General features: G+C 71.4%; 19 protein-coding genes. 9 read left to right on the forward strand and 10 right to left on the reverse strand.

Going from position 1 to position 21,328, the window contains the following annotated elements; all coding sequences use genetic code 11:
• The first annotated feature begins 688 nt into the window (after nucleotides 1–688).
• The 3 genes from ACIBHY_RS42795 to ACIBHY_RS42805 all read left to right on the forward strand — a co-directional run bounded on the left by ACIBHY_RS42795 (nucleotide 689) and on the right by ACIBHY_RS42805 (nucleotide 4,851).
• Entirely contained in the window at nucleotides 689–1,015 is a 327-nt protein-coding gene (locus ACIBHY_RS42795; RefSeq protein WP_397241867.1) for a LysM peptidoglycan-binding domain-containing protein, read from the forward strand.
• A gap of 507 nt (nucleotides 1,016–1,522) precedes the next feature.
• Nucleotides 1,523–2,026: a transcriptional regulator NrdR gene (gene nrdR / locus ACIBHY_RS42800; RefSeq protein WP_397241869.1), complete on the forward strand. Its 504-nt coding sequence runs from the start codon at nucleotides 1,523–1,525 to the stop codon at nucleotides 2,024–2,026.
• A complete protein-coding gene (locus tag ACIBHY_RS42805; protein ID WP_397241871.1) occupies nucleotides 2,023–4,851 on the forward strand; it encodes a vitamin B12-dependent ribonucleotide reductase in 2,829 nt (942 codons plus the stop codon). Before nrdR ends, ACIBHY_RS42805 begins: the two co-directional genes overlap by 4 nt.
• Nucleotides 4,852–4,920: 69 nt before the next feature.
• On the opposite strand, the gene ACIBHY_RS42810 is transcribed toward ACIBHY_RS42805, so the two are convergent.
• Both ACIBHY_RS42810 and ACIBHY_RS42815 read right to left on the reverse strand, forming a co-directional pair.
• The gene (locus ACIBHY_RS42810) at nucleotides 4,921–5,502 is read right to left on the reverse strand and encodes a hypothetical protein (protein ID WP_397309712.1); all 582 of its coding nucleotides are present in this window, start codon (nucleotides 5,500–5,502) and stop codon (nucleotides 4,921–4,923) included.
• Nucleotides 5,503–5,664: 162 nt separating this feature from the next.
• The gene (locus tag ACIBHY_RS42815) at nucleotides 5,665–6,207 is read right to left on the reverse strand and encodes a CGNR zinc finger domain-containing protein (RefSeq protein WP_397241875.1); all 543 of its coding nucleotides are present in this window, start codon (nucleotides 6,205–6,207) and stop codon (nucleotides 5,665–5,667) included.
• Between the two features lie 89 nt (nucleotides 6,208–6,296).
• Here ACIBHY_RS42815 and ACIBHY_RS42820 point away from each other — a divergent pair, with 89 nt between their 5' ends.
• Complete coding sequence (locus ACIBHY_RS42820) at nucleotides 6,297–7,133, forward strand: alpha/beta fold hydrolase (protein ID WP_397309713.1); 837 nt, start codon at nucleotides 6,297–6,299, stop codon at nucleotides 7,131–7,133.
• Here the strand turns inward: ACIBHY_RS42820 and ACIBHY_RS42825 are convergent.
• The 3 genes from ACIBHY_RS42825 to ACIBHY_RS42835 all read right to left on the reverse strand — a co-directional run bounded on the left by ACIBHY_RS42825 (nucleotide 7,105) and on the right by ACIBHY_RS42835 (nucleotide 10,199).
• Nucleotides 7,105–7,683 carry a TetR/AcrR family transcriptional regulator gene (locus tag ACIBHY_RS42825; protein WP_397309714.1) on the reverse strand — a complete coding sequence of 193 codons (579 nt, stop codon included), beginning with the start codon at nucleotides 7,681–7,683 and terminating at the stop codon, nucleotides 7,105–7,107. The two genes, ACIBHY_RS42820 and ACIBHY_RS42825, sit on opposite strands and share 29 nt — an antisense overlap.
• Nucleotides 7,664–8,875 (reverse strand): MFS transporter, encoded by a 1,212-nt coding sequence (locus tag ACIBHY_RS42830; RefSeq protein ID WP_397309715.1) that lies wholly within the window; start codon nucleotides 8,873–8,875, stop codon nucleotides 7,664–7,666. Before ACIBHY_RS42830 ends, ACIBHY_RS42825 begins: the two co-directional genes overlap by 20 nt.
• A 115-nt stretch (nucleotides 8,876–8,990) precedes the next feature.
• Entirely contained in the window at nucleotides 8,991–10,199 is a 1,209-nt protein-coding gene (locus tag ACIBHY_RS42835) for an amidohydrolase (RefSeq protein WP_397309717.1), read from the reverse strand.
• Here ACIBHY_RS42835 and ACIBHY_RS42840 point away from each other — a divergent pair.
• Nucleotides 10,198–10,593, forward strand: a complete 396-nt coding sequence (locus ACIBHY_RS42840) for an ester cyclase (RefSeq protein WP_397241885.1) — start codon at nucleotides 10,198–10,200, stop codon at nucleotides 10,591–10,593. The two genes, ACIBHY_RS42835 and ACIBHY_RS42840, sit on opposite strands and share 2 nt — an antisense overlap.
• On the opposite strand, the gene ACIBHY_RS42845 is transcribed toward ACIBHY_RS42840, so the two are convergent.
• From ACIBHY_RS42845 to ACIBHY_RS42855, 3 genes are read right to left on the reverse strand one after another with little or no spacing between them, the layout of a single operon-like run.
• Nucleotides 10,553–11,947: an MFS transporter gene (locus tag ACIBHY_RS42845; RefSeq protein ID WP_397241887.1), complete on the reverse strand. Its 1,395-nt coding sequence runs from the start codon at nucleotides 11,945–11,947 to the stop codon at nucleotides 10,553–10,555. The genes ACIBHY_RS42840 and ACIBHY_RS42845 overlap by 41 nt on opposite strands.
• Before the next feature lie 23 nt (nucleotides 11,948–11,970).
• Nucleotides 11,971–14,742, reverse strand: coding sequence for a BTAD domain-containing putative transcriptional regulator (locus ACIBHY_RS42850; protein WP_397309718.1), 2,772 nt, complete (start codon nucleotides 14,740–14,742; stop codon nucleotides 11,971–11,973).
• 19 nt (nucleotides 14,743–14,761) lie between these two features.
• Nucleotides 14,762–15,226 (reverse strand): PPOX class F420-dependent oxidoreductase, encoded by a 465-nt coding sequence (locus tag ACIBHY_RS42855; RefSeq protein ID WP_397241890.1) that lies wholly within the window; start codon nucleotides 15,224–15,226, stop codon nucleotides 14,762–14,764.
• A gap of 203 nt (nucleotides 15,227–15,429) precedes the next feature.
• Between ACIBHY_RS42855 and ACIBHY_RS42860 the strand changes: the two genes are divergently transcribed.
• Entirely contained in the window at nucleotides 15,430–16,215 is a 786-nt protein-coding gene (locus ACIBHY_RS42860) for an alpha/beta fold hydrolase (RefSeq protein ID WP_397309719.1), read from the forward strand.
• Here ACIBHY_RS42860 and ACIBHY_RS42865 read toward each other — a convergent pair.
• The gene (locus tag ACIBHY_RS42865; protein ID WP_397241892.1) at nucleotides 16,199–16,804 is read right to left on the reverse strand and encodes a GntR family transcriptional regulator; all 606 of its coding nucleotides are present in this window, start codon (nucleotides 16,802–16,804) and stop codon (nucleotides 16,199–16,201) included. The two genes, ACIBHY_RS42860 and ACIBHY_RS42865, sit on opposite strands and share 17 nt — an antisense overlap.
• Nucleotides 16,805–16,875: 71 nt before the next feature.
• Here ACIBHY_RS42865 and aceE point away from each other — a divergent pair, with 71 nt between their 5' ends.
• The 3 genes from aceE to ACIBHY_RS42880 are packed head-to-tail and all read left to right on the forward strand — an operon-like array spanning nucleotide 16,876 to nucleotide 21,122.
• Nucleotides 16,876–19,314 carry a pyruvate dehydrogenase (acetyl-transferring), homodimeric type gene (gene aceE, locus ACIBHY_RS42870; RefSeq protein ID WP_397309720.1) on the forward strand — a complete coding sequence of 813 codons (2,439 nt, stop codon included), beginning with the start codon at nucleotides 16,876–16,878 and terminating at the stop codon, nucleotides 19,312–19,314.
• Between the two features lie 52 nt (nucleotides 19,315–19,366).
• Entirely contained in the window at nucleotides 19,367–20,455 is a 1,089-nt protein-coding gene (locus ACIBHY_RS42875; protein WP_397309721.1) for a PrsW family intramembrane metalloprotease, read from the forward strand.
• A 43-nt stretch (nucleotides 20,456–20,498) separates the two neighbouring features.
• Nucleotides 20,499–21,122, forward strand: a complete 624-nt coding sequence (locus ACIBHY_RS42880) for a pyridoxamine 5'-phosphate oxidase family protein (protein WP_397241895.1) — start codon at nucleotides 20,499–20,501, stop codon at nucleotides 21,120–21,122.
• On the opposite strand, the gene ACIBHY_RS42885 is transcribed toward ACIBHY_RS42880, so the two are convergent.
• Complete coding sequence (locus ACIBHY_RS42885; RefSeq protein WP_184974622.1) at nucleotides 21,123–21,293, reverse strand: hypothetical protein; 171 nt, start codon at nucleotides 21,291–21,293, stop codon at nucleotides 21,123–21,125.
• Nucleotides 21,294–21,328: the final 35 nt, after the last annotated feature.

The raw sequence follows: 21,328 nt of genomic DNA on the forward strand, positions 1-21,328 counted from the left end.
CACATCATCGACCAGCGACGACGTCCAGGGGCTCACGCTGATCGCCGACATCGTCCTGGCCGACGCCCGGCGCGCAGCAGAGAGCGCCGAGCGCCACCGTTCGAACAACCGGGGCGCCGGGCGTTCGAACAACGGCGGCCCGGGGGACCCCGCGGAGCGGGCCGCGGCGCGCACGGCCGGGCAGGGCTCGCGTCCCGGCCGCGTGCGCCGCGGCCGTCCGGGCGGCCCGACCCTCTGGCTGGTCCCACCACCACGCACGGAGCCCACAGGCACGGGCCCCGGCCCGCGACTTGAGAGCCCTGCGCGGGGTGACAGCCCTGCGCGGGGTGACGGGCGCACGCGGTCCGAGGGGTCTGTGCCGCGTGGCCCGTCTGTGCCGGGTGACGGGTCTGCGGACGGTCGCGGGAGTTCGGGTGAACGGCCGCGCCGTCGCCAGGAGCGTGCCCGGGGCGGTTCGAGGAACGGCGGGCGGTCGCGAGGCCGCCAGGAGCGTGCGCGGAACAGGGTCGCCGGGGCCACGGGGGCTCCCGGGGACACCCGAACGCACGACACCCAGCCGATCCCGCGCAAAGGCAGACCCAAAGGACGTGGTGGTGCCGAAAGCGGGGGTGCCGTGCGTGGTCGTGGCAATGGCGATGGGACCGGGCGTGGTGGTGCTGGGCGTGGGGGTGGGTCGCGCGGGGGTGAGGTGCGGGTCAATCGGCCCAAGCCTCCCGTACGGCTGACGCGGCGCGGCAGGGCGGCCCTGGTGGTGGTCGTGGCCGCGCTCGCCCTGGCCGGCCTGTGGCTGGGCACCCGGGCGGTGAGCCTCGCCTCGGCGGGCCAGGCGCTGCCCGGCACCGCGGGCCTGCCGTGGGTCGTGGTCGAGGACGGCGACACCCTGTGGACCATCGCGGGAACCGTCTCCCCTGAGGGCGACGCCGACGCCGTGGCCCGGGACATCATGCGGCTGAACGGGCTGAAGAGCTCCCTGATCCGTCCCGGCGCCCGCCTGTACATCCCCTCGGGCCGCTGAGGACGCATCGCCGTACAACCTGAAGGCAGGAGCGCGCGCCCGGCAACGGGCGCGCGTTTTGCGCGCGCACCCGGCGGAGAGCATCAGCCTCACGGACGCACCGGTGCACCACCTCTCACACCGGCCTCGGAAACCTCCGGAACCCCGGCGCACAGGGGCTTCCCGCACTCCAAGCAAGATCATCAAGGCCCAAGCGGGCGGGCCCGCCAACACCCCACCGACCTGCGGAAACAGGTCCGGGAACACCTGCCTCGCCCCGCTTGTTGACGCCGACACGCCCGGCCGAAGCGCCCATCACCCCGCTGATCAGCGACTTCGGTGGGAAGGGCCGCGCCAACTTGCGTTCATGGTCGCGCGCTTCTAACTTAGGACCACAACATCTAGTAGTTACACCGATGTAGTTCACCACAACTTGTGTTTCCGTGACCGCTCCATGGCTCGCCGTGGGGTGTGCGCGAGCGTACGGGGACAACCGCTTTACGCGGCCGTTCGAGGAGGCGAAGCAGCGTGCACTGTCCGTTCTGCCGCCACCCCGACACGAGGGTCATCGACAGCCGCTCCACGGACGACGGCGCGGCCATCAGGCGACGCCGGACGTGTCCGGAGTGCGGGCGCAGGTTCACCACCCAGGAGACGGTCCTGCTGATGGTGAGCAAGCGTAGCGGGGTGACCGAGCCCTTCTCACGGGACAAGGTCGTCGCGGGCGTACGGCGGGCCTGTCAGGGCAGGCCGGTGACCGAGGACTCCCTGGCCCAGCTGGGGCAGAGGGTCGAGGAGGTCATCCGGGCCAGGGGCGCGGCGGAAATCCCCTCCAACGAGGTGGGGCTGGCGATCCTGGGCCCGCTGCGGGAGCTGGACGAGGTGGCGTACCTGCGGTTCGCATCGGTATATCGCGGTTTCGAGAGCCTGGCGGACTTCGAGGCCGAGATCGAACAGTTGAAGACGGAGAGGGAGTCGAGCCGCACCGGCACGACGAGCTCGGCCGTCAAGGGCCTGAAGGGGGAGTCATGACGGAGACGGCAAGCGGTTCAGTGGCGCGCGGGGGCAAGAAGCCCCGCAAGGGTCTGAGGATGAAGCGGATCTTCACCAAGCCGGGCGTGCATCCCTACGACGAGATCACCTGGGAGCGCCGTGACGTCGTCATGACCAACTGGCGCGACGGGTCGGTCAATTTTGAGCAGCGGGGTGTCGAGTTCCCCGAGTTCTGGTCGGTCAACGCGGCCAACATCGTGACCACCAAGTACTTCCGGGGCGCCGTGGGCACCCCGCAGCGTGAGTGGAGCCTGAAGCAGCTGGTCGACCGCGTGGTCGGCATGTACACCAAGACCGCGGTCGAGCACGGCTACTTCGCCACGGACGAGGACGCCGAGATCTTCGATCACGAGCTCAAGTACGCGCTCTCGCACCAGGTCTTCGCCTTCAACTCGCCGGTCTGGTTCAACGTGGGCACGCAGTCCCCGCAGCAGGTCAGCGCGTGTTTCATCCTTGCCGTGGACGACCAGATGGAGTCGATCCTGGAGTGGTACAAGGAAGAGGGCGTGATCTTCAAGGGCGGCTCCGGCTCTGGCATCAACCTGTCCCGCATCCGCTCCTCCAAGGAACTTCTCTCCAGCGGCGGTACGGCCAGCGGCCCTGTCAGCTTCATGCGCGGCGCCGACGCCTCGGCCGGGACCATCAAGTCGGGCGGTGCCACGCGGCGCGCGGCCAAGATGGTCGTGCTCGACGTCGACCACCCCGACATCGAGGAGTTCATCGACACCAAGGCCCGCGAAGAGGACAAGATCCGCGCCCTGCGCGACGCCGGTTACGACATGGACCTGGGCGGCAAGGACATCGTGTCCGTGCAGTACCAGAACGCCAACAACTCCGTGCGTGTCTCCGACGAGTTCATGCACGCGGTGGAGAAGGGCGAGAAGTTCGGCCTGCGCGCCCGCCTGACCGGCGAGGTCATCGAGGAGGTCGACGCCCAGGGCCTGTTCCGCAAGATGGCCAAGGCCGCGTGGGAGTGCGCCGACCCGGGCATCCAGTACGACGGCACGATCAACGACTGGCACACCAGCCCGGAGACCGGCCGCATCACCGCGTCCAACCCGTGCAGTGAGTACGTCCACCTGGACAACTCCTCCTGCAACCTGGCCAGCATCAACCTGCTGAAGTTCCTGAAGGACGACAACTCCTTCGACATCGCGAACTTCGTGAAGCTCACCGAGCTGATCATCACCGCGATGGACGTCTCGATCACCTTCGCGGACTTCCCGACGGAGAAGATCGGCGAGACCACCCGCGCCTACCGCCAGCTCGGCATCGGCTACGCCAACCTGGGCGCTCTGCTCATGGCCACCGGCCACGCCTACGACTCCGACGGCGGCCGCGCGGTGGCCGGCACCATCACGAGCCTGATGACCGGTGTCTCCTACCGCCGCAGCGCGGAGCTGGCCGCGGCCGTCGGCGCGTACGAGGGCTATGCCCGCAACGCCGAGCCGCACAAGCGCGTCATGCGCAAGCACGCCGCCGCCAACGACAACCTGCGCACGGTCGGCATCATGGACTCCAAGATCCACACTGAGGCGTCCAAGCAGTGGTCGGAGTGCCTCAAGCTCGGCGAGAAGAACGGCTACCGCAACGCCCAGGCGTCGCTGCTGGCCCCGACCGGCACCATCGGCCTGATGATGGACTGCGACACCACCGGGATCGAGCCGGACCTGGCGCTGGTCAAGTTCAAGAAGCTCGTCGGCGGCGGCTCGATGCAGATCGTCAACCAGACGATCCCGCGCGCGCTCAAGCAGCTGCGCTACCAGCAGGAGCAGATCGAGGCGATCGTCGAGTACATCGCCGAGCACGGCCACGTCGTCGACGCGCCCGGCCTCAAGCAGGAGCACTACGAGGTGTTCGACTGCGCGATGGGTGAGCGCGCGATCGCGCCGATGGGCCACGTGCGGATGATGGCCGCCACGCAGCCGTTCCTGTCGGGCGCCATCTCCAAGACGGTCAACCTGCCCGAGTCGGCCACGATCGACGACATCGAGCAGGTCTACCTGGAGGGCTGGAAGCTCGGCCTGAAGGCGCTGGCCGTCTACCGCGACAACTGCAAGGTCGGCCAGCCGCTGTCGGTCGGGGGCAAGAAGGAGGAGGCCAAGACCACCGAGGCCGCCGCCGGCGAGCCCGAGGTCAAGGTCATCGAGGTCAACCGGCCGACCCGCCGCCGCATGCCCAACCAGCGCCCCAGCACGACGACCCGCTTCACGGTCGGCGGCGCCAAGGGCTACATGACCGCCTCGTCCTACCCGGACGACGGTCTGGGCGAGGTCTTCCTCAAGATGTCCAAGCAGGGCTCGACGCTGGCGGGCGTCATGGACGCCTTCTCCGTGGCGATCTCGATCGGGCTGCAGTACGGCGTGCCGCTCGAGACGTACATGAGCAAGTTCGTCAACATGCGTTTCGAGCCCGCCGGAATGACGGACGACCCGGACATCCGGATGGCCACGTCGGTGATGGACTACATCTTCCGCCGCCTGGCCCTGGACCACCTGCCGTACGACGAGCGGGCCGCCCTGGGCATCTTCTCTGCCGCCGAGCGGGCCGCGCAGCAGCGTGGTGAGGACCCGGCGCCGCTGCACGAGTCGGTGGACCGGGAGATCCTGGCCCAGTCCGCGCCGATAGAGGCCGCCAAGCCGGAGCCGGCGGCCGAGCCCGCGCCGGGCCGTGAGCTGACGCTGGAGAGCCACCAGCGTTTCACGGCGGACGCGCCGCTCTGCATGACGTGCGGCACCAAGATGCGCCCCGCGGGCAGCTGCTACGTCTGCGAGGGCTGCGGCTCGACCAGCGGCTGCAGCTGACGGCGACCCGACCGGACGCCCGGCCCCGCACGGGGGCCGGGCGTCCGGCGTCTTCGAATGGTGCTGATTTCAGTCCGCCGCCGGGGCGATCTGCGGCTGCGCGGCTGTCCCGCCGGAGAGCTCGCGCCCGTGGTTGAGCGTGTAGTCGAGCTGCATGGCCAGGCGCGGGAGGTTCGCCGGAGGCAGATACGCTTCGGCCCCGGCGTCGAGCAGCCGCCGGACCGGACCGTGGTACTGGACGCCGAGCTCGTCGTCCTCGATCTCGGTGACGATGATGCGCGCCTTCGTGAACATTCCCCGCAGCGCCCCGATCAGCTGCGGGCTGCCCGGCGGCACGAGAAGCACGTCGGCCGTCAAGGGCGCCGCTTTCATGTCGAGGACGACGTAGTCCGCGCCGAGCTGGGTGGACAGCGCCACCCGGGCCGCGGTCGACAGCTCCATCGCGGTGGCCACGACGGTCACGCCGTCGTAGTCCACCGGCGCCTGCTCGGTGACCTCGTCGGGCGCGCCGCGCTCGACGACGGCGCCCTCGACCACGTCGACGGTGCCGGCGATCGTCGCGATCGGCGCGCCGTCGCGCGTGACGACCAGGTTCTCGCCGGGCGGGAGGTCGTCGAGGAGCGCCACGATGTCCTCGGGAAGACGACTCACGTCGATGTGCTGCGGGGAGCGTGCGGCGCGCTTGCGGCTCACCATGCCGGAGACACACCCACGGCGGCGGGGCTCGGCCAGATCATCACATGAACCACTCCAGATGCTTGTGATCTCGTTTGACGCCCGGATCTGATCAATGGTTCGAGGATCCGGAAGAGTTCAAGCGGGCTTGTGGCGCTGGTAGTGGCGGGCCACGCGGGCGCGGTTGCCGCAGCGGGCGGTCGAGCACCAGCGGCGGCGCGGGTGCGCGGGGACGAACAACATCACGCAGTCATGTCCCTCGCACTGCCGGATACGGCCGGCGTCCGGGCCGGCGAGCAGGTCGGCGGCGGCTTCGGCGAGCTGGGCCACCAGGCGTTCGCCGGGCGTGCCGGAGCGCCGGGGGAGCGCGGCGACGGCCCCGTCGCGCCAGGAGAGCTCGCGGTAGGCGGGCGCCATCCGCTGCGCCTGCGTGAGGGCGCGCAGGACCTCCTCGGGCGGGGCGGTGCCGGTGCGCAGGTGCGAGACGGCGACGGCCACCAGTTCGCGCAGCTCGCGTACCTGGGCGACGTCGCGCTCGGCGACCGGTTCGTCCCGCAGCCTGCCCCGCTGGAGGACCAGCCAATGGCGCAGGTCGGCGGGGGTGGCGAGGAGGTCACCGACGCTCGGTCTGGTGTTGACGAGGTCGAGGGCCAGATGTTCGCCGGTGAGCGGATCCGTCATGTCACTAATTCTATATCCCTGGGTTGACGCATTAGGTCGCGACACGCTACAACTAATGCATCTTCACTAACGAAAGGCATTAGTTCAGCATGTATGCCGACGTCGAAGGCGTGCGCGTCTTCTACCGCGAGTCCGTCCCCGCCACGCCCGACGCTCCTGTGCTCCTGCTGCTGCACGGCTTCCCGTCCGGCTCGCACCAGTTCCGGCAGCTGATCGCCGAACTCGGCGACCGATACCGGCTGATCGCCCCCGACTATCCGGGTTTCGGCCACACCCAGGCGCCCGAGGACTTCACCTACTCCTTCGACCGGCTCGCCGACATCACCGAGGGGTTCGTGCGCGAACTCGGCCTCACCCGCTTCACCATGTACGTCTTCGACTTCGGCGCCCCGATCGGCTTCCGTCTCGCGCTGCGGCACCCCGAGTGGATCGCCGGTCTCGTGATCCAGAACGGCAACGCCTATGAGGAGGGCCTGTCGGCCGGAGCTCGCGACTTCGTCGACCTGCGGCCGGAGACGCCCGGCGCGGAGGAGACGATCCGCGGCCTGCTCACCCTGTCCGGCACCCGCGGCCAGTACGAGTCGGGCACCCGTCACCCCGAGCGCCTCTCGCCCGACGGCTGGACGCTCGACCAGCACTTCCTGGACCTGCCCGGCCGCAAGGAGGCCCAGGTCGCGCTGGCCTTCGACTACCGCTCCAACGTCGAGCAGTACGACAGGTGGCAGGCATGGCTGCGCGAGCACACCCCGCCCGCCCTGATCGTGTGGGGCCGCAACGACCCGTTCTTCCCCGAGCCCGGCGCCCGCGCCTACCTGCGCGATCTGCCCGGCGCCGAGCTCCACGTCTTCGACACCGGCCACTTCGCGCTGGAGGAGGACCTGGCGGAGATCGCCCCGCTCATCGCCCGGTTTCTGGACCGGGTGTGAGCAGCACGGCCCGCAGGATGTCCTCCCAGTCCTCCCTGCCGGGCGGCGTGTCGGTCAGCAGCGCCTGCATCAGCACGCCGTCGATCGTGCCGGCGAGGACGCGCAGCCGTACCGGATCGTCGGTGTGGCGGCGGCCGAAGCGCTCGACGGCGGCCAGCCAGCGCCGGGTGGGCTCACGCAGCTCGAGGCGGCGGGCGGCCAGGAGGTAGAGCTCGTACTCGGCGAGCAGGTGGGCGGGGGCGGCCACGACCCGGCACATCAGCGCCGCCAGGGCCCGCAGGCCCTCCTCGGGGTCGTCCATGTCGGCCAGGCGGCGCATGCGCTCGGCGTCCTCGTCCATGCAGGAGGTCAGCGCGGCGGTGAGCAGGTCGTCGATGGCCTTGAAGTAGTAGGCGGCGGCGGTGGCGGGCTGGCCGGCCTCCTTGGCGACGGTGCGGTGGCTGACACCGGCCACGCCGTCGCGGGCGACCACCCGGATCGTCGCCTCGATCAGTTCCCGCTTGCGTTGCTCGCCCTTGATGCGGCGCCCGTCAGTGAGCGGCTCGTTCACCTTTCGCCTCCTTTCCTGCCGGGGCGCGGGCGGCCCGGACGGCCAGCGCCAGCGCGACCGCTCCAGCCGCGACGGCGACGCCGAACCCGCTCGTCGGGCCGTAGCGGTCGACCAGCGCGCCCGCGAGCGCCGCGCCCAGCGCGATGCCCGCGCTCAGCCCGGTGATCGCCCAGGTCATCCCCTCGGTGAGCGACGAGGCGGGAACCGCGCGCTCCACGAGCCTCATCACCACGATCATCGTAGGGGCGAAGAACAGCCCGGCGGCGAACACCGCCGCGGCCAGCGCCGCCACGCCGCCCGCGAACAGCAGCGGCACCGTGGTCAGCGCGGTCCCGGTCACGCTGACGAGCAGCAGCCGGGGCAGCGGCACCGCGAGCCGCAGCGCCCCGAACACCAGCCCGGACAGCGCCGACCCGCCCGCGTAGGCGGCCAGGACGAACCCGGCGCTCGCCGGTGCGCCCGCCTGGGCGGCGAAGGCCACGCTGACCACGTCGACCGTGCCCGCGATCACGCCGCCCGCCGCCAGGAGCAGCGCCAGCAGCCGCACCGCCGGGATCCGGACGGCCGAGCGGCTCGGGCCGGCGGCGGCGTCGTACCTCTGAACGGGCGGCTCGGTGCGCCGCTGCGGCACCAGCAGCACGACCCCGGCCACCAGCAGCACCCCGGCCACCAGCGGGCCCGCCTCAGGGAACCACGCCGTGGACAGTGCCACCGACAGCGCAGGACCGATGACGAAGGTCAGCTCGTCCACCACCGACTCCAGCGAGAAGGCCGCGTGCAGATGGGGGGAGTCGCGGTGCGCGTGGGTCCAGCGGGCGCGGACCATCGCGGCCAGGTTGGGCAGCGTCCCGGCCAGCGCGGCGAAGACGAACAACGTCCAGGCGGGCGCGCCGGAGCGGGCGCACAGCAGGAGGGCGGCGAGCCCGGCGACGCTGAGCCCGGCGGCGGGCAGCAGCACCCGCCCCTGCCCCAGCCGGTCCACCAGCCGCGACACCTGCGGACCCGCGAGGGCGGTGGACAGCGTGAAGGTCGCGGCCACGGCTCCGGCGAGCGCGTAGCCGCCTCGCATCTGGGACAACATCGTCAGCACTCCGATCCCGGTCATCGAGATGGGCATGCGCCCCACGAATCCGGCGAGGGAGAAGGCCACGGCGCCTGGCGTCCTGAACAACGCCGCATAGGGGTTGGCCATGGGAGAAGCCTCCGCAAACAAATTGAACGAGTGTTAGATTTTTTCACTGTACGGCATGCCGCAAACCAACGCGCCGCGCCCCCAAACGGGACGCGGCGCGTTAAGGCGTGAAAAATCAGGACTCGCGGTAGTAGGGGTCGGCCACCACACCCTCGCCCAGCTCATCGGAGAACGTGTACACCTCACGCCCGGACACGAAGACCCTCAGCGCCCTGCTCATGACGTCCAGCGGATCCCCCGACCAGATCACCACGTCGCCGTCGAGCCCCGGCGCCAGCGCCCCGACCCGGTCGTCCAGCCCCATGATCTTGGCCGGGTTCACCGTGATGGACCGCAGAGCCGTCTCCCGGTCGAGCCCCTCCTTCACGGCCAGCGTCGCCTGGTGCACCAGGAAGTGGATCGGCACCACCGGATGGTCGGTCGTGATGGCCAGCTCGACGCCCGCCCTGGCCAGAATGCCGGGGTTGCGCAACGACCGCTGGCGCAGCTCCACCTTCGTCCGGCTGGTGAACAGCGGCCCGATGATCACCGGAATCCGCCGCTCGGCGAGCACGTCGGCCAGCAGATGCCCCTCCGTGGCGTGGTTGACGATCACCCGGTAGCCGAATTCGTCGGCCAGGCGCAGCGCGGTGGCGATGTCGTCGGCGCGGTGGGTGTGCTGGCACCAGGGCAGCTCCCCGTCCAGCACCCTGACCAGCACCTCCATCGTGCCGTCCCGGTCGAACGGCTTACCCTCGTCGGCCGCCGCCGCCCGCTTGGCCCGGTAGTCCTGGGCCTTCATGAACGCGTCGCGGATCACCGCGGCCACGCCCTGGCGGGTCGAGGGCAGCTTCTTCTGGTCGCCGTACACCCGCTTGGGGTTCTCGCCGAGCGCGCTCTTCACGCTCACCGGCTCGCGCAGGAGCATCTCCTCCACGCTCCTGCCCCAGCACTTGAGCGCCACGGTCTGCCCGCCGATGGGGTTGGCGGAGCCCGGCTTGATCACCGCGGTGGTGACGCCGCCGGACAGCGCGTCGCCGAAGCCGAGGTCGGCCGGGTTGATCGCGTCGAGCGCGCGCAGGCGGGCGCCGTTCGGGTCGGTCATCTCGTTGGTGTCCTGGCCGGCCCAGCCGTCGGCCTCCTCGTGGACGCCCATGTGCCCGTGAGCCTCGACGAAGCCGGGCAGCACCCAGGCGCCGCCCGCGTCCACGATCTCGACGCCGTCGGGCACGGTCACGTCCGGGCCGACGGCGGTGATCTTCCCGTCCTGGATGAGAATGGTGCCGTTCTCGACGGGCGCGCCCGTCACGGGCACGACATAACCCCCGGTAATCGCAACGTTCATGAAGGGCAACCTAGTGGGTACGTCGCTGGATATGGTCATCAACCTGTACGAACGCTGGCTCCTGGAGATGTGGAACGGCGACTTCGCACTCGCCCGGGAACTCGTCACCGACGACTTCACCGGCCACTGGCCCGGCATGGACGTACGGGGCCCCGACGAGCTGATCGAGGTGCTGAAGCAGGGCCACGAACCCTTCACCGGCGTGAAGGTCACGCTCGACGTGGGCCCGATCGTCACCGGCGACCTCGTGGCCGCCCGCTGGACGTTCAGCGGCGACCATCAGGGCAGGCCGATCGCCTTCAGCGGCCACGACATCCTGCGGGCCGAAGGCGGCCGCTTCGCCGAGTACTGGGTCATGTCCGACGTGAAGGGACTGGAAGCTCAGCTCGGGTGAGCGCCCGGCGGCCGTTGCAGGCCACCACGGCGACCACGACCAGGATCAGCGCGAGATCGATCGCGGCCGACCAGCGCATGCCCGCGGCGTAGCCGCCCGGTCCCGCGGCCGCCGCGAAGAACACCGCCCCGATCACCGCGACCCCGCCGGACCCGGCGAACTGCTGGGCCGTCGTCAGGAAGCCCGAGGCGATGCCCGCCTGCCCCGGCTCCACCTCGACCAGCGCGGTGCCGATCAGCTGCGGCAGCACCAGCCCGTTGCCGGTGCCGACCACCATGAGCGCCGCGATGGTCCACGGCACCCCTTCCACGAAGAGCATCCCGGTCAGCCCGGCCGCGGTGACACAGCCGCCGATCATGACGACCCGCGGGCCGTACCGGCGGACCAGGCGGCTGCCGAGCAGCGAGGTGATCGAGAACATCAGCCCCATCGGCGCGAACGCCAGCCCCGCCTGGAACGCGTCCAGCCCGAACCCGCCCTGCAGCAGCAGCGTCAGCGTGAACATGAACGACACGAAATAGGCGGTGAAAGCGGTGACCGCGCCGACCCCGGCGACGTAGGAGCGCACCTTCAGCAACGCCAGGTCCAGCACGGGCTGACCGCCGCGCGCGGCCAGCACCCGCTGCCACCACCCGGTCAGCGCCAGCACCGGTACGGCGGAAGCCATGCACACCAACGCCCACACCGGCCAGCCCAGGCTGTGCCCGAGCCCGAGCGGCACCAGCAGCAACGCCAGCCCGAGCGCCAGCCCGGCGGCGCCACGCAGGTCCAGCCGCGCGTACGTCCCCGGGCCGGCCTTCGGCAGCAGGCGAGCCGCCAGGACGATCGTGACCACGCCGATCGGCAGGTTGAGCAGGAAGACGATCCGCCATCCCAGGCCCAGGACGTCGACGGTGAGCAGCAGCCCGCCGAGCACCTGCCCGGCGATCGCGCCGACGCCGCCCGCGACGCCGTACCAGCCGACGGCCATGGGGCGCTCGCGCGGCTCGAAGATCACCGGGATCATCGCCAGCACCTGCGGCACCATGATCGCGCCGGCCAGCCCTTGCAGGAGCCGGGCGGCGATGAGCTGGGCCGGGTCGAGTGCCAGCCCGCACAGGACCGAGGCGAGGGTGAACGCGGTCATCCCGGCGACGAACATCCCGCGGTAGCCGTAGCGGTCGCCCAGCCGCCCGCCGGTGATCATCCCGGCGGCGAACGTGAACGCGTAGCCGCCCACGATCAGCTCAAGCTGCGCCTGGCTCGCGCCCAGTTCCCGCTCGAAGGCCGGCGCGGCCACGTTGACCACGAAGAAGTCGAACTGCGCCATGAACCAGGCCACGAGCAGCACGGCGAGCATCCGTCCACGTCTCACGCCCCCACGCTAGAACCTCAACCTCAGCTGAGATCAAGGCGGACCGCGCGTTCCTCCTGGTGGAGGCGTTCGAGGTGGTAGGCGTCGCCGGTCTCCTCGATGAGGGCGGCGGCCTCGGTCAGGTGGGCGTGGGCCCTGGACGGGTCGCCGAGCCGCCGGTAGGCCGTGGCCAGGGCCATCAGGCAGGCGATCGTGCACTTCTTGCTGTTGAGCGCCACGGCCAGCGCGTGGGTGCGCGTCAGCCGTTCCAGCGCCTCCTCGAAGTCGTACAGGTCCAGGTAGAGCTCGGCCAGCTCGCGGCCCGTGGACAGGACCTGGAAGTCGTCGCCCGCCTCGACGGCCAGGTCGAACGCCCGCGTCAGCAGGTCCCGCGCCTCGGCCGATCGGCCCAGGCCGCGGTAGGCGGAGCCGGCGATGAACAGCGCGAAGCGCTCCCCGACGGCGAACCCCTCCCTCCGGGCGAGGGCCAGCTGGGCCAGGGCCGAGTCGAGTGCCTGCGCGAACAGGCCGCCGGTGTGCTGGGTCGAGGCCATGTTGCCCAGGGCGCGCTGCTCGCAGAACGGGTCCGCCAGCCGCCGGGCCAGGTTGAGCTGCTGCTCGTAGTGCCAGATGGCCTCGGGAGTGCGGTGGTAGCAGTTGGCCGTGTGGCCCAGGTGGTTGTGGCACTCCAGGATCAGCCGGTCCTGGCCCAGCCGCCGGGACACGACCAGGGCCCGTTCGTTGAGCCGCCGCATGTCGGCCATGGCGCACGCGTCGATCTGGTGCCACAGGAGCGCGAACGTCACGGCGACGCCCAGCGCGGCGATCTCGTCGTCGGGCTCGCCCATCGCCTGCCACGCCGCCGCGACCAGGTTGGGATCCTCGGCGACGAGCCACGCGCACGCCTCGTCCCGGTCGGCGAAGGGCTGGGGTTCGGCGGTGACCGGCGGGCCGGCGGGCTGCACCCGGTGCGGGTCGCGCAGGATGGTGGCCGCGCGGGCCGTGGCGGCGTAGAAGCCCAGGGCTCTGAGCAGCGGTTCGCGGCGCCGTCGCGGGGCGATCTCGCGGGCGAACAGCCGTACGAGGTCGTGCAGGTGGTAGCGGCCGGACCGCACGCGGTCGATCAGATGCGCCGCGGCCAGCCGGTTCAGCGCCCGCTCGGCGACCGCGACGCCCGTTCCCATGAGCGCCGCCACCACCTGCGGCGACAACTCGGCCACGTCGAGCAGTCCCAGGGCGGCGAGGGCCTCGGCGGCCTGCCGGTCGCGCTCGTGCTCGCTGCCGGCCAGCGCGCTCCAGCTGCCCATCAGGCTGGAGCGCACCGCGATGTCGCCCGCCTGCAGCTCCTCCAGCCGGGAGTGCTCGTCCTCCAGCAGGGCCACGTGCCGGGCCAGGCCCGCGTGCGGGTCGTCCAGCAGCCGCGCCGCCGCGACCCTGATCGCCAGCGGCAGGCCGCCGCACAGCTCGACCAGCCGCCGGCCCGCCAGCGGCTCGGCCCGCACCCGCTCGCCGCCCACCAGCTCGGCCAGCATGGCCGCGCCCTCCGGCTCCGGCAGCGTCGCCAGGCCGACCTGCGCGCAGTCGTCGACGCAGGAGAAGGACTCTCTGCTGGTCAGGAGTACGGCGTTGCCCGCCGGCACCGACAGCAGCGGCCGTACCTGGGCCGGGTCCTTGGCGTCGTCGAGCACGACGAGCACGCGCCGGCCGTCCAGGCGGCTGTGCCACAGGGCGATGGCCTCGTCCAGATCGACCGGTACGTCCTCGGCCGCCACGCCCAGCGCCCGTAAGAACCGGCCCAGCGCCTCCAGCGGGCTCACCGCCTGAACCCCGGGCGTGGCGCCGCGCAGGTTCGTGAACAGCCGGCCGTCGGGGAACCGGGCGTGCAGCAGGTGGGCCACGTGGACGGCCAACGCGGACTTGCCCGCCCCCGCCACGCCGGTGACGGCTACCACGGACGCCTGCGCCGTGCCGGCGGGCGGCGCCAGCAGCGAGCACAGCGCCGCCGTCTCGGCCTCGCGGCCCACGAAGCCACGCAGGTCGCGTGGCAGTTGCTGCGGCGCGCGGCGGTCACGGACCTGCCCCAGCCCCTCCAGGGCCGCGCGCAACCCCTGCCCGGGACGCACGCCCAGCTCCTCGGCCAGGTTGTGGCGCGCCCGCTCGAACGATCTGGCCGCCTCCGCCCGGCGGCCACTGCCGGCCTGGGCGCGGATCAGCAGCTCCCACAGCCGCTCGCGCAGCGGATGGGCGTGCGCCACCTGCTCCAGGCCGTCCAGCGCGTCGGCCTCGCGGCCCGCGTCGAGCAGCAGCGCGGCCCTTTCCTCGACGACGGTCAGCCGGAGCTCCTCCAGCCGCTGCCCCTCGATCTCCGCGAACGGGCCCGGCAGGCCGAACAGCGCAGGACCCCGCCACAGCCCGAGCGCCTCGTCCAGATGGGCCAGCGCCCGGTCAGCCGGTAAGGCGCGGGCCCGCTCGACGCGGTCGGCGAAGACCAGGGAGTCGACGCACGAGGGGGCCAGAGCCAGCAGGTAGCCGCCGCGCACGCCTCTCAGCAGTCCGGCCGGAGCGCGCGGGGACCGCCCTGGCTCCAGCGCCCGCCGCAGCCCGGCGATGTAGGTGTGGACGTTCTGTACGGCACTGCGCGGGGCGCTCTCGCCCCACACCCCGTCGACCAGCGCCTCCACCGTGACCGGCGCGCCCGCCCGCGCGGCCAGCATCGCCAGCACGGCCTGCCTGCGCGGCGCCCCGAGCTCGACGGCGCGCGAGCCGTCCCGCGCGCCCACCGATCCGAGCAGCCGGATGAAGATGCCTTCCGCCACCCCTCCAGCATCCCCGATGTCAGTCCGCCAGTCGCGCGGGAAACCCGCCGGTGGCGATCGGGCCCCAGGAGTCGATGGTGATCCGGATCAGCGACTTGTCCTGGTGGCGCATGGCCTCGCGGTACTCCCGCCAGTCCGGGTGCTCGCCGGCGATGCACCGGAAGTACTCCACCAGCGCGTCCTCGGCGTCCGGCATGTCCAGCACCTCGGCGCGGCCGTCGACCTGCACGTACGGGCCGTTCCAGTCGTCGGACAGCACGCAGATCGACACCTGTTCCTCGCGCCGGGCGTTGTGCGCCTTGGCGCGGTCCGGGTAGGTGGACACGACGATCCGCCCGGACTCGTCCACGCCGCAGGCGACCGGCGAGAGCTGGGGGCGGCCGGAGGCGCGGGCCGTGGACAGCAGCCCGTGGTGGCGCGGGCGCAGAAACTCCAGCAGCTCGGGCAGGTCGACGCGGGTCGTGGTGGCGATCGTGCGGGGCATGGGGCGACCCTAGCGCGTCTGCCGTTTGGTGGGCGGGATCGCGTGACGGACCGGCCGTGAGCATGGTCGGGCCCGGGGTGGGTGACGGCGCGCCGGGCAGCCGGGTCGTGGCGGGGGAGGGGGCCGCGCCGGCGGTTGTGGGTGATCGCGGTGATCTGTACGGTCGCCGCCGTGGGCATCCCCACCATGCTGAGGAGGAAGTGATGGCAACCGTCGCCCGAGAGGGAGCCGATCTGGCCTACGCGGTGAGCGGCAGGGAGGGCGGGCCGCTCGCGGTCCACGTCCACGGCGCCATGTCCAGCAGGGCCGCTGAGCGGCGGCACGGGCTGTTCGTGTGGGAGCCGGTGGAGGAGGTGGCCAGGCTGGTCCGCTATGACGTCCGCGGCCATGGCGAGTCGAGCGGCCGGGCCGTACCCGAGGACTATGTCTTCACGAACCTGGCCGACGACCTGCTCGCGGTGATCGACCGCGTGGACGCCGGGCCGGTGACCGGGATGGGCGCCTCCATGGGCACGGCCACCGTGCTGCACGCCGCGCTGAAGCGGCCGGAGGCCTTCGAACGGTTCGTGCTGATCATCCCGCCGACCGCGTGGGAGACCAGGAAGGCGGTGGCCGCCCACTACCGGGAGGCGGCCGAGGCGCTGGAGACCCGGGGACCGAAGGGCTTCGCCGACCTGATGGCCGGAGAGGAACCGCCCGCGATCTTCGCGCAGGGGCCCGCGTTCCCGCTGCCGGATGTCTCCTGGGATCTGCTGCCCTCGGTCATGCGCGGTCTGGCCGCCTCCGACCTGCCCGCGCCGGCGGAGCTGTCCGCGCTGACGCACCCGGCGCTGATTCTGGCCTGGGACACCGACGACGGCCATCCTTTGTCCACGGCCGAGGCGCTCGCCGGCCTGCTCCCGGCCGCCACTCTGCACGTCTCGGACACCGTGGCCGGCATCCGCACCTGGCCGGCGCGCATCGCGGCCTTCCTCACGGCGCGTAGCTGAGGATGTGCTCGCGCAGGAGGCCCGGGGCCCGGGGGTCGCCCGCGCGGAAGGCGTCCACGAGCGGCTGGTGGTCGGCGGCGTTCTCGTGGAGTTCGGCGCGGAACACCCGGATCGACAGGTGTGTCCACACCTCCAGGCCCAGGCCGTCCCACACCGACAGCAGCAGCGCGTTGCCCGAGGCGGCGACGATCTCCCGGTGGAAGGCGATCCCGGCCGACACCTGGCCGGACAGCGAGCCGGTCGCCGCGGCAGCTTCGAGCCGGGCCGTGTGGGCTTCCAGCGCCTCCACCGCCGGGGCGCCCAGGCGGGCCGCGGTCTCCTCGAGCCCGGCCCGCACCTGGTAGACCTCGCGCAGGTCGGCCCGGGTGACGGGGCGTACGCGCGCGCCCTTGTTGGGCGAGGACTCGATCAGGCGCAGCGACTCCAGCTCGCGCAGCGCCTCGCGGACCGGGGCCTGGCTGACGCCCAGGTCGGCGGCCACGCGGCGCTCCACGATGCGCTCGCCGGGGGCCCAGCGGCCGGTGATCAGGCCGTCCAGCAGTTGCCGGCGGATGTCGTCGCGGAGCGGGGATCGCACTACGGGTTTCACACACAAGATTAAATCGCGAATCCAGTCACCCGAACACCCAATGATCGATCATTGGGTGTTTAATGGTAGGTATGGAGAAAGATCTGGATCCTCAGGAGACCGCCGAGTGGCTGGAGTCGCTCGACGCGGTCAGGCGGGCGGCCGGTCCCGAACGGGCCGACTACCTGCTGCGGAGGCTGGCCACGTCCTCCCGATACGTGAACACCGTGCCCACGGCCGAGGAACCGCCCTACCCGGGTGACCTGGAGCTGGAGGAGCGCATCGCGGCCTACGACCGCTGGAACGCCGCGGCCATGGTCAGCAGGGGCAGCAAACTGGGCCTGGGCGGGCACATGGCCACGTACGCCTCCGCGGCCTGGCTGTACGAGATCGGGTTCAACCATTTCTTCCACGGCACCGACGACCAGGTGTACTTCCAGGGACACGCCTCCCCGGGCATCTACGCCCGCGCCTTCCTCGAAGGCCGCCTGAGCGAGCAGCAGCTGGACGCCTTCCGGCGCGAGACCCGCGGCGGGCTGCCCTCCTACCCGCACCCGCGCGCCCTGCCGGACTTCTGGCAGTTCCCGACCGTCTCCATGGGCCTGGGCCCGCTCAACGCGGTCTACCAGGCCAGGTTCAACCGCTATCTCCACAACCGCGGCATCAAGGACACGAGCAACAGCCACGTCTGGGCCTTTCTCGGCGACGGCGAGATGGACGAGCCCGAGTCCACGGCGGCGCTCACCCTGGCCGCCCGCGAAGGGCTCGACAACCTCACCTTCGTGATCAACTGCAACCTCCAGCGCCTCGACGGCCCGGTACGCGGCAACACCCGCATCGTCCAGGAGCTGGAGAGCGTCTTCCGCGGCGCCGGCTGGCACGTGGTCAAGGCGCTGTGGGGCCAGGAGTGGGACGGCCTGCTCCACGACGACGAGCTGGTCGCCCGGCTGGGGGAGATCCCCGACGGCCAGTTCCAGACGTTCGCCGCCTCCGACGGCGCCTACATCCGCGAGCACCTGTTCCACGGGCTGCGCACGAGCGCGAGCGACGAGGAACTGCGGCGCGTCGTCGGCGGTTCCCGGGCCGGGCACGAGCCGCGCAAGGTGTACGCCGCCTACCGGCGGGCCACGTCCGTCAAGGGCGCGCCGACCGTCGTCCTGGTGCAGACGGTCAAGGGCTGGACACTCGGCGCCGGGGTCGAGGCCCGCAACGCCAACCACCAGATGAAGAAGCTCACCCTGCCGGAGTTCCGGGAGATGGGCGAGCGGCTGGGCCTGCCGGTCCCGCCGCTGGAGGGCGAGTTCCCGCCGTTCCTCCACCCGGGCCCCGACTCGCCCGAGGTCAGGTACGCGCTGGAGCGCCGCGCGGCCCTCGGCGGCCCCATCCCCAAGCGCGCATACGTCCAGAAGAGTCTGGAACTGCCGGGCGACAAGCCGTTCCAGTCCCTGGCCAAGGGGTCCACGCAGCCGGTGGCCACCACGATGGCCTTCGTCCGCCTCGTCAAGGACCTGATGAGGGAACCGGAGACCGGCCGCCGCTGGGTGCCCATCGTGCCCGACGAGGCCAGGACGTTCGGCATGGAGTCGCTCTTCCCCACCGCGAAGATCTACTCGCCGCTCGGTCAGCGCTACGACTCCGTCGACCGTGAGCTCCTGCTGGCCTACAAGGAGTCGGAACAGGGCCAGATCTTCATCGAGGGCATCACCGAGGCCGGCTCGATGGCCTCCCTGACCGCCGCCGCCACCAGCTACGCCACCCACGGCGAGCCGATGATCCCGTTCTACATCTTCTACTCGATGTTCGGCTGGCAGCGGACCGGCGACCAGATGTGGGCGCTGGCCGACCAGCTCGGCCGTGGCTTCCTGGTCGGGGCCACGGCGGGCCGTACCACCATGACCGGGGAGGGACTCCAGCACGCCGACGGGCACTCGCACCTGCTGGCCTCGGCCAACCCGGCCGCGCTGTCCTACGACCCGGCCTTCGCCTACGAGGTGGGCGTGATCGTGCGCGACGGCCTGCGCCGCATGTACGGCCCCGCCCCCGAGAACGTCTTCTACTACCTCACCGTCTACAACGAGCCGCTGCCGCAGCCCGCCATGCCGGAGGGCGTCGAGGAAGGCATCGTCAAGGGCATCTACCGGTACTCCGACGGCGGCGGGCAGGCGCACATCCTGGCCAGCGGCACCGCCGTGCACTGGGCGCTGGCCGCGCAGAAGATGCTCGACGAGGAGTACGGCGTGGGCGCCGACGTCTGGTCGGTCACCTCCTGGAGTGAGCTGCGCAGGGAGGCGATGGCCACGGACGGCGTGCCGTACCTGAAGCGGGCCCTCGCCGGGACGGACGGGCCGGTGATCGCGGTGAGCGACTGGATGCGGGCGGTGCCCGACCAGATCGCGCCGTGGATCGAGCGCCCCTGGACCTCGCTGGGCACCGACGGCTTCGGCCTGTCCGACACCCGCGAGGCGGTGCGCGAGCATTTCGGCGTGGACCCGCGCTCCATCGCCGACGCCGTGCTCAAAGCGATCGAGTAAAGATTCAAGCGGCTGTCAAGCGGACGTTGACAGGACGGGGGCACAGTGAGGCATGGCTGTCGACCTCCGTCCCCCCGCCCTGGCGCCGCGGCCGAGCCTGCGGCTGCTGCTCGGTCTGGGGGTGTCCAGCGCGCTGGCCGCGCTCGTGCTCACCGTCCTGCTGCTCAGCGGCGGCCCCGTCGGGTGGGGCCTGTCGATGCTGCTCGCGCTGGCGCCGCTGCCGATCCTGCTGTCGGCGGTCCTCGGCCTGGACCGGCTGGAGCCGGAACCCCGGCTGTACCTGGGCTTCGCCTTCGCGTGGGGCGCGGGGGTGGCGATCGTGCTCGGGATCGCGCTCACGATGGCGGGCCAGGCGGTCGTCGCCGAGCTCGGCTACAGCGCGGGCGTCACCGACGACGTGGGAACGGTCGTGCTCGCGCCGGTGATCGAGGAGGCGCTGAAGGGCGCGGCGCTGCTGGCGCTGCTGCGCAGGCGGCGGGAGATCGACGGGCTGACCGACGGCATCATCTACGCGGGCATGGCCGGGCTCGGTTTCGCCGCCGTGGAGAACGTCGGCTACTACCTGGGCTCGTTCGGGCAGGGCGGGGTCGACGGGGCCGTGGCGACGTTCGTGCTGCGCGGGGTGATCTCACCGCTGGGGCATCCGGTCTACACCTCGCTGATCGGCATCGGGGTGGCGTACGCGGCGGTGCGGCGGCGCTACTGGGCGATCCCGCTGGGGTATCTGGGCGCGGTCTCGCTGCACATGCTCTGGAACGGCAGCGCCACCACCGGCTCCCTGCCCTTCTTCGGCCTCGCCTATCTGGTGATCATGGCGGTGCTCGTCATGCTGATCCTGGTCACGGTACGCGAGCGGCGGGCACTGGTGGCCAGGATGGGTGACGTGCTGCCCCGCTACCAGGGCACCGGCCTGCTCAGTCCGCAGGACCTCGGCATGCTGACCACGCTGAAGGCGCGCAAGCACGCGCGGGCGTGGGCGCAGAAGGCGGGGCTGGGCCGGGCGATGTCCGACTACCAGCAAGCGGCCACCGAACTGACCATGCTGCACGTGCGCGCCGAACGCGAGCGCATGGACCTGGACTCCTTCGCCGCCGAGCGCGACGCCCTCCTGGACGTGATGGCGCGGGCCCGCCGATGGTAGACCCCGTTGCCCGCTTCGCGAGCGGATGGTCAAGAATGGGCCAATGACCTGGATGGAGATCGAATCAGCCGAAGAACTCCGTGAACTGCTGGGCGAGGTGATGCCGAGAGCGGCGACCAAGGACCGCCCCCGACTGCACGCGCTCGACCGGGCATGGCTGGCGGCCTCGCCGTTCTGCCTGATCGCGACCTCGAGCGACGACGGCACCTGCGACGTGTCCCCGAAGGGGGACCCGGCGGGCTTCACCCATGTGATCGACGATTCCACGATCGCCATTCCCGACCGGCCCGGCAACCGCCGCGCCGACGGCTTCCTCAACATTCTGCGCAACCCGCAGGTCGGGCTGCTCTACATGATTCCCGGCAGAAACGAGACCCTGCGCATCAACGGCAGGGCGCGCCTGATCCGCGAGGCGCCGTTCTTCGACGAGATGATCGTCAAGGGCCACCGTCCCCACCTGGCGCTCGTGGTCGAGATCGAGCAGATCTTCCACCACTGCGCCAAGGCGTTCATGCGCTCGTCCCTGTGGAAGCCGGAGTCGTGGAGCCCCGACGAGCTGCCCTCGCACGCGCGGATCGTCAAGGACGTCCAGACGGTGACCGAGAGCGTCGAGCAGCTGGAGGCGTACTACAGCAAGGGCTACGCCGACAAGCTCTACAAGGTGTGATCACGCGGCGGGCGTCGGCCCGCCGGGGAAAAGGATCACATTACGGCCGCTGTAGGCACGAAGGTCGACGACCTTGGGGTCGGCGACCACGGGCCCGCGGCGGCCGCCCGAACGGATGTCGCGGACCTTGTGCCTGGCGATACGCGGCGGCACCACCATTAGCCTCTTCATCCTCAAGCCCCCCGGCGTGATGTTTCTGTTACCTA

The sequence above is a fragment of the Nonomuraea sp. NPDC050547 genome (assembly GCF_044457345.1).
Taxonomy (GTDB): Bacteria; Actinomycetota; Actinomycetes; order Streptosporangiales; family Streptosporangiaceae; genus Nonomuraea.

Excerpts from the sequence above, each read along its gene's own strand:
- ACIBHY_RS42840 (WP_397241885.1), top strand. The coding sequence starts at position 10,198 with ATGAAGGGCAACCTAGTGGGTACGTCGCTGGATATGGTCATCAACCTG.
- ACIBHY_RS42805 (WP_397241871.1), top strand. The coding sequence starts at position 2,023 with ATGACGGAGACGGCAAGCGGTTCAGTGGCGCGCGGGGGCAAGAAGCCC.
- ACIBHY_RS42885 (WP_184974622.1), bottom strand. The coding sequence starts at position 21,293 with ATGAAGAGGCTAATGGTGGTGCCGCCGCGTATCGCCAGGCACAAGGTC.
- ACIBHY_RS42820 (WP_397309713.1), top strand. The coding sequence starts at position 6,297 with ATGTATGCCGACGTCGAAGGCGTGCGCGTCTTCTACCGCGAGTCCGTC.
- aceE (WP_397309720.1), top strand. The coding sequence starts at position 16,876 with ATGGAGAAAGATCTGGATCCTCAGGAGACCGCCGAGTGGCTGGAGTCG.
- ACIBHY_RS42880 (WP_397241895.1), top strand. The coding sequence starts at position 20,499 with ATGACCTGGATGGAGATCGAATCAGCCGAAGAACTCCGTGAACTGCTG.
- ACIBHY_RS42815 (WP_397241875.1), bottom strand. The coding sequence starts at position 6,207 with ATGACGGATCCGCTCACCGGCGAACATCTGGCCCTCGACCTCGTCAAC.
- ACIBHY_RS42855 (WP_397241890.1), bottom strand. The coding sequence starts at position 15,226 with ATGCCCCGCACGATCGCCACCACGACCCGCGTCGACCTGCCCGAGCTG.
- ACIBHY_RS42875 (WP_397309721.1), top strand. The coding sequence starts at position 19,367 with ATGGCTGTCGACCTCCGTCCCCCCGCCCTGGCGCCGCGGCCGAGCCTG.
- ACIBHY_RS42835 (WP_397309717.1), bottom strand. The coding sequence starts at position 10,199 with ATGAACGTTGCGATTACCGGGGGTTATGTCGTGCCCGTGACGGGCGCG.
- ACIBHY_RS42830 (WP_397309715.1), bottom strand. The coding sequence starts at position 8,875 with ATGGCCAACCCCTATGCGGCGTTGTTCAGGACGCCAGGCGCCGTGGCC.
- ACIBHY_RS42860 (WP_397309719.1), top strand. The coding sequence starts at position 15,430 with ATGGCAACCGTCGCCCGAGAGGGAGCCGATCTGGCCTACGCGGTGAGC.